This window comes from Dietzia sp. DQ11-38-2 (assembly GCF_014145055.1).
Classification (GTDB): Bacteria; Actinomycetota; Actinomycetes; order Mycobacteriales; family Mycobacteriaceae; genus Dietzia.
Genome location: NZ_JAALDW010000220.1, coordinates 1,756 through 12,406, shown reverse-complemented (window position 1 = coordinate 12,406; position 10,651 = coordinate 1,756). Strand labels below are relative to the sequence as shown.

Sequence of the window (10,651 nt, the reverse complement as noted above, 5' to 3'; positions counted from 1 at the left end):
GGAATCGTGCTGCAGGACCCCGTGGACGCCGATACCGCGGAGGTCATGGCGGCCGGTCGGCGGATGCGTCTGACCCTGGCGCCCGGGGTCGACCCCTCCGTGCTCGCGGCGGGCGTCACCGTCCGCCTGAACGAAGCGATGACCGTCATCGAGGCCTGCACAGGCCTCCCCGTCACCGGCGTCACCGCGGTCTTCCGGGACGTGCTGGCCGACGGGGTGCGGGCCCGCGTGGTGATGGGCAACGACGAGGAGCACGTCGTCCATCTGGCGTCCGGGTTGCGCGGAGGGCGCACCGCCGCCCACCCGGCGCCGGTGCGCCCGGGCGACGCGGTCCTGGTGGACCCCAAGGCCGCCGTGGCGTTCGAGGTCGTGCCCAAGGCCGAGGTCGACGAGCTCCTGCTCGAGGAGATCCCGATGGTCGAGTACTCCGACATCGGCGGTCTCGGCGCACAGATCGAGCAGATCCGCGATGCCATCGAACTGCCCTTCGTCCACCATGAGCTCTACCGCGAGTTCCATCTCGCCCCGCCGAAGGGGGTGCTGCTCTACGGCCCTCCCGGGTGCGGCAAGACCCTGATCGCGAAGGCGGTCGCGCACTCGTTGGCGCTGGCCTCGGCGACGTCGCGGGGGGAGGACACCAGCGATGGCCGGTACCCCAACTCCTACTTCCTCTCCATCAAGGGTCCGGAACTGCTCAACAAGTACGTGGGCGAGACCGAGCGGCACATCCGGTCGATCTTCGAGCGGGCTCGGGAGAAGGCGACCGAGGGCAACCCGGTGATCGTGTTCTTCGACGAGATGGACTCCATCTTCCGCACCCGCGGGTCGGGCATCTCCTCCGACATGGAGACCACGATCGTCCCTCAGCTCCTCGCCGAGATCGACGGGGTGGAGGACCTGCGCAACGTCATCGTGATCGGCGCCTCCAACCGGGAGGACATGATCGACCCGGCGATCCTGCGCCCGGGCCGACTCGATCTCAAGATCCGGATCGACCGCCCGGACGCCGACGCCGCGGCCGACATCCTCGCCAAGTACATCACGCCGGATCTACGGTTCGATCCGGACGAGGTCGGTTCCGCGGGCGGCGAGGAGCATGTCCGCGGCCTCATCACCCGGATCGTCGACCGTCTCTACACCAGGGACGAGTCGACCACCTACGTGCATCTGGTCCACGCGTCCGGCCGACGGTCGTCCCTCCATCTCGCGGATCTGACCTCCGGGGCGATGCTGCGCAACATCGTGGACCGGGCCAAGAAAATCGCGATCAAGGACATCGTGCACGGCACCGGACAGGGTCTGACGACCGACGATTTCCTGGACGCCGTCGACGCGGAGTTCGCGGAGAACACCGATCTGCCCAACACCTCCAACCCGCAGGAATGGGCGCGTCTCGCGGGAGTCCGGGGAGAACGCGTGGTCGAGGTCATCGTGCCGCACAGGGAGGACGAGCGGTGACCCCGACCGGGCGGGACGAGTCCGACGAGGTCGCGAGAGGCCGGGTGATCGGGACCGAGATCGAGTTCGGCATCGTCGCCGTGGGTCAGCCGCTGCTCAGCTCGGTGGTCACCTCGACCCAGGTGGTCAAGGCGTACACCGACCCGGGCGAGGTCGCCGGGACCGCCGATGCGACCCGGTGGGACTACGGGTCCGAATCGCCCCTACGCGACGCCCGCGGCTTCGATCTCGGCTCCGCCCGCGCCTACGATCCGAGCGAGTTCGGGGTGAGCAACCGGGTGCTCACCAACGGCGCGCGCTTCTACGTCGACCACGCACACCCCGAATACTCCTCTCCCGAGGTCGATTCCCCGATCGACGCGGTGATCTGGGACAAGGCGGGGGAGCGGATCATGCACCGGGCCGGTAGTGAGTCGTCCGCCGTCGACGGCAACGCCGAGCTCAAGCTCTACAAGAACAACGTCGACGGCAAGGGCGCGTCCTACGGCGCCCACGAGAACTACCTCGTGCGTCGCGAGGTCGACTTCGACGAGCTCTCGATGAGCCTGGCGCCCCATCTGGTCTCCCGCCAGGTGTTCTGCGGTGCCGGGCGGGTCGGCATAGGTCAATCCGGGGAGGAGCCCGGTTTCCAGATCTCCCAACGCGCCGACTACATCGAGGTGTTCACCGGTCTGGAGACCACTCTGCGCCGCGGGATCATCAACACCCGCGACGAACCGCACGCCCCGGACGAGACGTGGCGCCGCCTCCACGTGATCCTCGGCGACGCCAACATGGCCGAGCTCGCGACGTACCTGAAGATCGGCACCACCTGCCTGGTCCTGGACGCGATCGAGGCGGGGATCGACCTGTCGGACCTGGTCCCGGTCGACCCCGTCGAGGCGGTACACACCATCAGCCACGACCCGTCCCTCACCGCCACCGTCGCACTGCCCGACGGCCTGGCGCTCACGGGGATCGGCCTCCAGCGCGAGATCCTCGGCCGCGTGTCGGACCTGGTCGGCGACGGCACGGGGCGCCCGGGGTGGGCCGTCGAGGTCCTGGCCGAATGGCGGGAGATCCTCGACGCACTCGAGCGGGACCCCATGTCGTGCGCCGATCGGCTGGACTGGCCGGCCAAACTCCGCCTCCTGGAGGGGTTCAGGGCACGCGACACCCTGGGATGGGACCACGCACGCCTGGCCCTCATCGACGTCCAGTACCACGACATCGACCCGGAGCGGGGACTCTACAACCGCCTGGTGGGCAAGGGTGCCATGCGCAGGATGGTCACCGAGGCCCGCGTCGAGGCCGCGGTGACCACCCCTCCCGAGTCCACGCGGGCCTGGGCCCGGGGGCGCTTCCTGGCCCTGCTCGGTGAGCGCGTCCACGCCGCGGGGTGGGACCACGTCGTCGTCGTCGATTCCCGCGGCGACCACCGCCACGTGGACCTCGCCGACCCGTATACCGGGACCCGCGCCCACTGCGACGCGCACCCGGAGTTCCTCAGCCCCGACGGCCCGCTGCTCCGCTGAGCATCCCGCTCACACGGCCCCGTCCCGTCCACACCACGACAGGAGAACCACCCGATGTCCCAGATCCAGAAGAACGCCGGCGGCGCAGGCGAGCCGGACGACGAGGCCGGGCAGGTCGCCGCGACCGCGCAGACCTCGTCCGCCGACTCACTGCTCGACGAGATCGACGACATCCTCGAGACCAACGCCGAGGAGTTCGTGAAGTCCTACGTCCAGAAGGGCGGGCAGTAGGCCGCCATGATCCGCCGCATCGTCGGGATCGAGACGGAGTTCGGGATCACCAGCGTCGGTGGCGAGGGTTCGCGCTCGCTCGGGCCCGACGAGATCGCCCGCTACTTCTTCCGTCCCGTCGTCGAACGCTGGCGCAGTTCGAACGTGTTCCTCGAGAACGGATCCCGCCTCTATCTGGACGTGGGTTCCCATCCCGAGTACGCGACCGCGGAGTGCGACGGTCTGGAGCAGATCGTCGCCCACGACAGGGCGGGGGAGCGGATCATCGACGACCTCGCCGTCCACGCCGAACAGTCGCTCGCGGCCGAGGGCATCGACGCCAAGGTCTACCTGTACAAGAACAACACCGACACCGCGGGCAACTCCTACGGCTCGCACGAGAACTACCTCCTCGACCGGTCGACCCAGGTCCGGAGCATGGCCACGACGCTGCTGCCGTTCCTGGTGAGCCGGCAGCTCATCTGCGGCGCCGGCAAGATCCTGCCCGGGACCCCGGCGGGCGTGGGCACCGCCGAGGACGGGGAGACCACCTTCTGCTTCTCCCAGCGGGCCGAGCACATGTGGGACGGTGTCTCGTCGGCCACCACCCGATCGCGCCCCCTCATCAACACCCGCGACGAGCCCCACGCTGACTCGACCCGGTTCAGGCGTATGCACGTCATCGTGGGCGATTCCAACATGATCGAGACCACGACCCTGCTCAAGGTCGCCAGCACCCGACTGGTGTTGGAGACGCTCGAGGCCGGCGTCCCGTTGCGCCCGATGGCGATCGCCCACCCCGTCCGCGCGATCAGGGAGATCAGCCGCGACCTCACCGGGACCCGGCCGGTCACCCTCACCGACGGCACCACGATGACCGCCCTGGAGATCCAGCGGGAGTTCCTGGCCGCGGTCCACCGCCACCTCGGTCATGGCGGGTGGGAGCGCGACGACCGCCCCGTCGTGGAGAGGTGCGTGACCCTGTGGGAGCGGGTCCTCGACGCGATCGAGTCCGGCGACCACGACGCGATCGCCGGTGACATCGACTGGGCCGCGAAGCTGCGGCTCATCCGACAGGTCCAGGGCAGGACGGGGGTCGACCTGGATCACCCGCGGTTGGCACAGATCGACCTGACCTACCACGACATCCGGCCGGGACGCGGGCTGCACTCCGTGCTCGAACGCCGTGGTCTGGTCTCGCGGGTGGTGAGCGACCCGGAGATCGAACGGGCCCGGCGGATCGCGCCGGAGACCACCCGGGCGGCGCTGCGTGGCCGCTTCATCTCCGCCGCCACCGCGGCCCGGCGGGACTACACCGTGGACTGGGTGCATCTCAAGGTCGCCGACGGCACCCTGCCCACGGTCGCGCTCACGGACCCGTTCACCGCCGAGGACCCGCGTGTCGACGGCCTGATCGCCGCGCTCGGCCGATAGCGTCCTGCCCGTGCCCACCTCCAAGTCCCAACGGCTGGTCAACCTCGTCATCTGTCTGAGGTCGACCAACGCCTTCCTGTCCGCGGGGGAGATCCGCAGGATGGTCCAGGGTTACGACGACTGCGAGAACGAGGCCGCATATCTGAGGATGTTCGAGCGGGACAAGCGGGAACTCCGCGAGGTGGGCGTCCCCCTCGAACAGGGAGCCTCGCTGGCGCCGGGGTCCCCGGCCGGCTACCGGATCCCCGCCGGTGGATACGAGCTCCCCGAGATCACCCTCACCCCCGAACAGGCCGGGGTGCTGGCCGTGGCCTCCGAGGTGTGGCGCGAGGGCGAGCGGGCCGCCCGGGCCGACGGGGCTCTGGCCAAGCTCACTGCCGCGGGTATCGACCCGGTGCACGACGCCGGTGCGACCGTGACGGTGGAGGACCCGGCCGAACTCGCGGTTGCCGCCGTCGTCGCGGAGGCGGTCGCGGAGGGCCGGCTCCTCACGTTCTCGCACACCCCTGCAGGGGCGACGGCACCGAGCGCCCGGAGGATCGAACCGTGGTGGACCGGGTCCCGACAGGGACACTGGTACGTGGTCGGTCACGACCTCGATCGCGGCGAACCCCGCACCTTCCGCCTGGTGAGGGTCTCGGACGTCCGGGTGGGCCAGGCCGGCCGGACCGTCCCGGTTCCACGGACCTCCGAGGTGCTGGCGCTTCTCGACGACGCCATCTCCCGCCTGAACCCGGTGGTCGAGGCCACCGTGTGGGCGGCGGACGGCCACGCCGCCGAACTCCGTGCGATGGCCCGCGACGCCGCATCTGCCGACCGGTTCGGGCGTGGGGGAGCGGACCTGGAGGTGTGTGCTCCGCTCGGTGAGCTGGCGTCGATGGTGGCATCCCAGGGCGCCGACGCCGTGGCCCTCCGGCCCGCCGGACTCCGCGATCGAGTCCTGACGATCCTCTCCGCCGCCGAGGAGGCCGACCGATGACCTCCCGTGCCGTCCCACTGGCGACGCTGCTCAGCGTGGTCCCGTACTTCCACACCCGGGGCGCGGTGCGCGTGGACGAGGCCGCGCGGGATCTCGGCATGACGGAGCAACAACTGCGGGACGCGCTCTGGCAGCTGTGGTCCTGCGGTCTACCCGGCTACGGGCCGGGTGACCTCATCGACCTCGCCTTCTCCTCGGAGGACCTGGACGACGCCGAACTGGTCGAGGTGACGTTCACCGCCGGGATCGATCGTCCCGTCCGGCTCACCGCGGCCGAGGCCGTCACCCTGGAGACCGGACTCGCGATCTTCCTCGATCATCCCGAGGTGGTCGACCAGACCGCCCTGCGTGATCTGCTGCGGACCCTCCGGACCGCGGCCGGCGTCGAGGCCCGGGCGGAGGAGCCCTCCCGCCCCGACACCCCGCCGGACGCCGATGTGGTCCGCACCGCCGTCCACGACGGACGCGCACTGCGATTCGTCTACCACTCGGCCAGCTCGGACACCTCGACCACCAGAGTGGTCGATCCCGCTCGGCTCTCCGTGTCCGACGGGCACTCCTACGTCCACGGGGTCGACCGCGGGACCGGGCAGTGGAGGACCTTCCGCACCGACCGGATGAGCGGGGTCGAAGAGGTCGGACCGCGCCGGTCGCTCGGGCCGGAACCCCAGGACGGCGGGGCGGGCGTCCTCCTGGAACGCGCCGTCGTCCCCGCGGCGGCCGCGTGGTTCCTCGACGAGTTCGGGTTCCACGACGTGGTCCGGCGCCCGGACGGCGATCTCGACGTCTCGATCGCCTATCACGACCGGACGTGGCTGGTCAGGTTCCTGCTCGGACACGCCGACGTCGTGACGCCGTCCGACCCCGGACTGGCCGCGGAGATCGCCGACCGGGCCATCGCCGGGCTCGCGCTCTACGAGGCCCGCGACGACTCGGTGTCCTCGCCGTGAAAACCGCGTGAACCCGCTGGTCACCGCATTCGAAGGGGGGGACCGCGCCTCCGGCTGTCGGCGTGGGTGCGTTAGCATGGCCGTGTTGTCACACAATCGGAGGTAGACATGGGTGCGTTGAGCATCTGGCACTGGCTCATCGTTCTCGCGGTGGTGCTGCTCCTCTTCGGCTCCAAGAAGCTCCCCGACGCCGCTCGCGGCCTCGGGCGGTCGATGCGGATCTTCAAATCGGAGATCAAGGAGATGCAGAACGACGACAAGCCTGCCGAGCCGGAAGCGCTCACCCAGGCGGGTCAGCCGAACGCCGCGCAGTACGTCCAGCCGCAGGCGCACCCCACGCAGGCGCAGCATCAAGCTCAGGGCTACCCGCAGGCTCCGCAGCAGCCGTACCAGCAGCAGGGCCAGTCCCAGCAGCAGTACCAGCACCCGCCGCAGACGGGGCAGCAGTACCCGCAGACGCCGCAGCAGGGTCAGCAGCACCAGCAATCGCCACAGCACGTCGACCCCACCGGCCCGTACGACGGCGGAACCGGCACCCAGCGGTAGCAGGTATCCCCACAGATGACGCAGACAGGACCCCAGAAGACCGGCGCCACCCCCGGGGGCGGCGCCGGTCGGATGTTGTCCAGGCGCAAGCGCCGGCCCCGGAACCCCGACGGCACGATGCCGCTCATCGAGCACATCTACGAGCTGCGCAAGCGACTGCTCATCGCCCTCGCGGCGATCGTGGTGACGCTGGGCTTCGGGTTCTGGTGGTACGGCAGCGGATTCTTCGGCGTCCCCTCGCTGGGTGAGATCCTCACCGGCCCCTACTGCGACATCCCACCCGGCGCACGCCTACAACTGGGTGACGCGGACGACCAGTGTCGGCTCCTCGCGACCGGCCCCTTCGAGCAGTTCATGCTCCGTCTCAAGGTGGCCGCCACCGCCGGGATCGTGTTGGCCAGCCCGGTCTGGCTCTACCAGCTGTGGGCCTTCATCACGCCGGGCCTGCACAAGAACGAGAAGCGCTACGGAATCGCGTTCACCGTACTCGCCGCCATCCTGTTCATCGGCGGGGCGGTCCTGGCCTACGTCGTGATCGTCTTCGCCCTCGAGTTCCTGCTCTCCATCGGCGACAACGTCCAGACCACGGCCCTGTCGGGCACGCAGTACTTCTCCTTCCTCATCCAGCTGATCCTCATCTTCGGGGTGAGCTTCGAGATCCCGCTGCTCATCGCGATGCTCAACGTCGCCGGTGTACTCAGGTACGAGGTGCTCGCCAGGTCGCGGCGCGGGATCATCATGGGGATCTTCGTCTTCGCCGCCGTCGCCTCGCCCGGTCAGGATCCGTTCTCGATGCTGGCGCTCGCCGCGGCGGTGTGCGTGTTGGTGGAAATGTCCATCCAGTTCGCCCGCATCCACGACAAGCGCAAGAGCAGGGCCCGCGAGGAATGGCTCGACGTCGACGACGAGTCCGCCTTACCGCTGGGTCCGTCCGAGCGCCTCGACGGTTCCGGGGAGGTCCGTTCCACCGGCCCGCTCGCCGCGCCCGAGCCGGTCAGCGGTGCACGGCCCCTCCAGGCACCCTCGGGTGGGGCGATGTATGACGACACGCTCTGAGCCGCACGACGCGGGCTCCCTGCTCGAGTCGTTCCTCCAGACGGAGGGTTTCGATCCGGACCCGTTCCAGATCGAGGCCTTCTCCGCGCTCGACGCCGGCCGCAATCTCCTCGTCTCGGCGCCCACCGGGTCGGGCAAGACGCTCATCGGGGAGTACGCGGCCCACCGGGCCCTTGCCGGCGGCGGCCGGTGCTTCTACACCACGCCCGTCAAGGCACTGAGCAACCAGAAGTTCCGTCAGTTCCGGCACCGCTTCGGGCCCGAGAACGTGGGGTTGCTCACCGGGGATCACTCCATCGACGCCGACGCCCCGGTGGTGGTGATGACCACCGAGGTCCTGCGGAACATGATCTACTCCGGGTCCTCCGCCCTGCACGACCTGGACTGCGTGGTGATGGACGAGATCCACTACCTCGGGGACCGGTCGCGAGGCGTGGTCTGGGAGGAGATCATCCTGACCCTCGACCCGTTGGTCCGACTCGTGGGCCTGTCGGCGACGTTGAGCAACACCGAGGAACTCGGGGACTGGATCACCGAGATCCGCGGCGACACCGCGGTGGTGCTCTCCGACGTGAGGCCCGTTCCCCTCGCGCACATGCTCTACACGGACGGTGACCTGGTCCCCGTCCGGGCCGCCGCCGACCATCGACGGCGCAGCCGGGGCGGGTATCACGACGAACGGGTGGCGGCCCGACCCCGGGCCCAGTGGGCGCGACGTCAGGACGTGATCGAGAAGCTCGACGACGACCATCTGCTGCCCGCGATCTACTTCGTGTTCTCCCGGGCCGGGTGCGACGGAGCGGTCTCCCAGATGCGCCGGGCCCGGTTGCGGCTGACCACGGGGGAGGAGTCGCGACGGATCGCCGCGCACGTCGACGCCGCGTGTGCGCAGGTTCCCCGGCACGACCTGGACGCCCTCGACTTCGCCGCCTTCAGGGCCGGACTGATCAGTGGCATCGCCGCCCACCACGCGGGCATGCTCCCGCTGTTCCGGACCGTCGTGGAGGAGTTGTTCTCGGCCGGTCTGATCAAGGTCGTGTTCGCCACGGAGACCCTCGCCCTGGGCATCCACATGCCGGCCCGGGCGGTCGTCCTGGAGAAGACCACCAAGTTCAACGGCGACACCCATGCGATGCTCACCTCCGCCGAGTACTCCCAGATCACCGGCCGCGCCGGCAGGAGGGGGATCGACACCAAGGGCACCGCGGTGGTGCTGGACCAACAGGATCTCGACCTGGACGCGCTGTCCGCTCTCGTGGACACCCCACGCTTCCCCCTGCTCAGTGCGTTCACCCCGGACTACTCCATGGCCGTCAACCTCGTGGAACAACTCGGCGTGGCGGAGGCGACATCCCTCATCGGCAGGTCGTTCGCCCAGTTCCAGACCGACCGCACGCTGGTGTCCCGGTCACGGGCGGTCGAACGCAGGACGGACGAGCGGGACCGGATCCGTGCGGACCTGGAGGAGGCCGGCGGCGACTCCCAGCTCGACGAGTACATGTCGCTGCGCGCGGACCTGAGTCGGCTCGAGAAATCCACCGAGAAGGCCACCCGCGACGACCGGCTGGAATCCGTGCGCGCGGCGATGCTCAAGCAGACCGCGGGTTCCGTGATCACCGTCGGCCGCAAGCGGTTCGGCATGGTCGCCACGGTGCTCCAGGTGCGCACCGACATCCCCTCCGACCCGGCCCTGTTGTGTCTGACCGATTCCGGCTGGACCGGCTGGCTGCGCCAGCAGGACTTCGCGGCGCCCCCCGTGCCGGTGGGGAGGGTCGACCTGCCACGCGGTCGCCGGAAACTCGACGGACGGGCCAAACGGGCACTCGTCCAGCGGATGGAGGGGCTGCGCGGCAAGGCCAGAGGCCGGATGAAGAACGCCGGGGGCAAGTCCGTCCGAAAGGACCCGCGACTCGCGGCCACGCGCCGGGCCCTGCGCCAGCACCCCCTGCACGAGGATCCCCGGATCGACAGGCTGGCCCGTCTCCACGAACGCTGGGCACGAGCCGCGGCGGACGTGGACACGCTCACCGCGGAGGTGGAGGAGGATTCCGACTCCCTGGCCCGCCGGTTCCGCAGGATCGTCGACCTGCTCGACCACCTCGGCTACCTGGAGAAGCACGAGGGGGAGGTCCGTGCCACGGAGGCCGGCCGCCTACTGGCGGGCATCCACACCGAGCAGGACCTGTTCGTGGCGGAGTGTCTCCGGCGCGGGGTGTGGTCAGGGCTCGACCCGGCGGGGCTGGCCGCGGTGATCACCACCGTCGTGGCCCACCCCCGTAGCGAGTCGGCGGTCCGCGAGCCCTCCGACGAGCTGCTGCGCGCCGCCCTCGCCGAGACCGACCGCGTCGCCGCGGACGTCACGGCGGCCGAGAAGTCCCACCAGTTGCCGCCGACCCCCGATCTCGATGCCGGACTCGCCCCGGTCCTGCACCACTGGGTGTCGGGCGGTGCGCTCTCGTCGATCCTCGCCGCGTCCTGGCAGGAGGGCGTGGAACTCACCGCCG

General features: G+C 70.0%; 9 protein-coding genes. All 9 read left to right on the top strand.

The window, feature by feature from the left end; all coding sequences use genetic code 11:
* Window positions 1-1,458, top strand: a 1,458-nt coding sequence (gene arc / locus G6026_RS08105) for a proteasome ATPase (RefSeq protein WP_241727983.1), incomplete at its 5' end; no start/stop codon positions are given.
* The gene (gene dop / locus G6026_RS08100; RefSeq protein ID WP_182612872.1) at window positions 1,455-2,972 is read left to right on the top strand and encodes a depupylase/deamidase Dop; all 1,518 of its coding nucleotides are present in this window, start codon (window positions 1,455-1,457) and stop codon (window positions 2,970-2,972) included. The genes arc and dop, both read left to right, overlap by 4 nt.
* Before the next feature lie 54 nt (window positions 2,973-3,026).
* The gene (locus G6026_RS08095; protein WP_107756448.1) at window positions 3,027-3,203 is read left to right on the top strand and encodes a ubiquitin-like protein Pup; all 177 of its coding nucleotides are present in this window, start codon (window positions 3,027-3,029) and stop codon (window positions 3,201-3,203) included.
* 6 nt (window positions 3,204-3,209) lie between these two features.
* Window positions 3,210-4,616 (top strand): Pup--protein ligase, encoded by a 1,407-nt coding sequence (gene pafA / locus G6026_RS08090; RefSeq protein WP_107756447.1) that lies wholly within the window; start codon window positions 3,210-3,212, stop codon window positions 4,614-4,616.
* Window positions 4,617-4,626: 10 nt separating this feature from the next.
* Window positions 4,627-5,595, top strand: a complete 969-nt coding sequence (locus G6026_RS08085) for a WYL domain-containing protein (RefSeq protein ID WP_107756446.1) — start codon at window positions 4,627-4,629, stop codon at window positions 5,593-5,595.
* On the top strand, window positions 5,592-6,545 hold the full coding sequence (locus G6026_RS08080) for a WYL domain-containing protein (RefSeq protein WP_182612871.1): 954 nt from the start codon (window positions 5,592-5,594) through the stop codon (window positions 6,543-6,545). Before G6026_RS08085 ends, G6026_RS08080 begins: the two co-directional genes overlap by 4 nt.
* Window positions 6,546-6,653: 108 nt before the next feature.
* Window positions 6,654-7,091 (top strand): Sec-independent protein translocase subunit TatA, encoded by a 438-nt coding sequence (gene tatA, locus G6026_RS08075; RefSeq protein ID WP_107756444.1) that lies wholly within the window; start codon window positions 6,654-6,656, stop codon window positions 7,089-7,091.
* A 72-nt stretch (window positions 7,092-7,163) separates the two neighbouring features.
* Window positions 7,164-8,147 (top strand): twin-arginine translocase subunit TatC, encoded by a 984-nt coding sequence (gene tatC, locus G6026_RS08070; RefSeq protein ID WP_241725920.1) that lies wholly within the window; start codon window positions 7,164-7,166, stop codon window positions 8,145-8,147.
* A partial coding sequence (locus G6026_RS08065) for a DEAD/DEAH box helicase (protein WP_241727982.1) occupies window positions 8,131-10,651 on the top strand: 2,521 nt, incomplete at its 3' end. The genes tatC and G6026_RS08065, both read left to right, overlap by 17 nt.

Excerpts from the sequence above, each read along its gene's own strand:
- G6026_RS08095 (WP_107756448.1), top strand. The coding sequence starts at position 3,027 with ATGTCCCAGATCCAGAAGAACGCCGGCGGCGCAGGCGAGCCGGACGAC.
- pafA (WP_107756447.1), top strand. The coding sequence starts at position 3,210 with ATGATCCGCCGCATCGTCGGGATCGAGACGGAGTTCGGGATCACCAGC.
- G6026_RS08080 (WP_182612871.1), top strand. The coding sequence starts at position 5,592 with ATGACCTCCCGTGCCGTCCCACTGGCGACGCTGCTCAGCGTGGTCCCG.
- tatA (WP_107756444.1), top strand. The coding sequence starts at position 6,654 with ATGGGTGCGTTGAGCATCTGGCACTGGCTCATCGTTCTCGCGGTGGTG.
- tatC (WP_241725920.1), top strand. The coding sequence starts at position 7,164 with ATGTTGTCCAGGCGCAAGCGCCGGCCCCGGAACCCCGACGGCACGATG.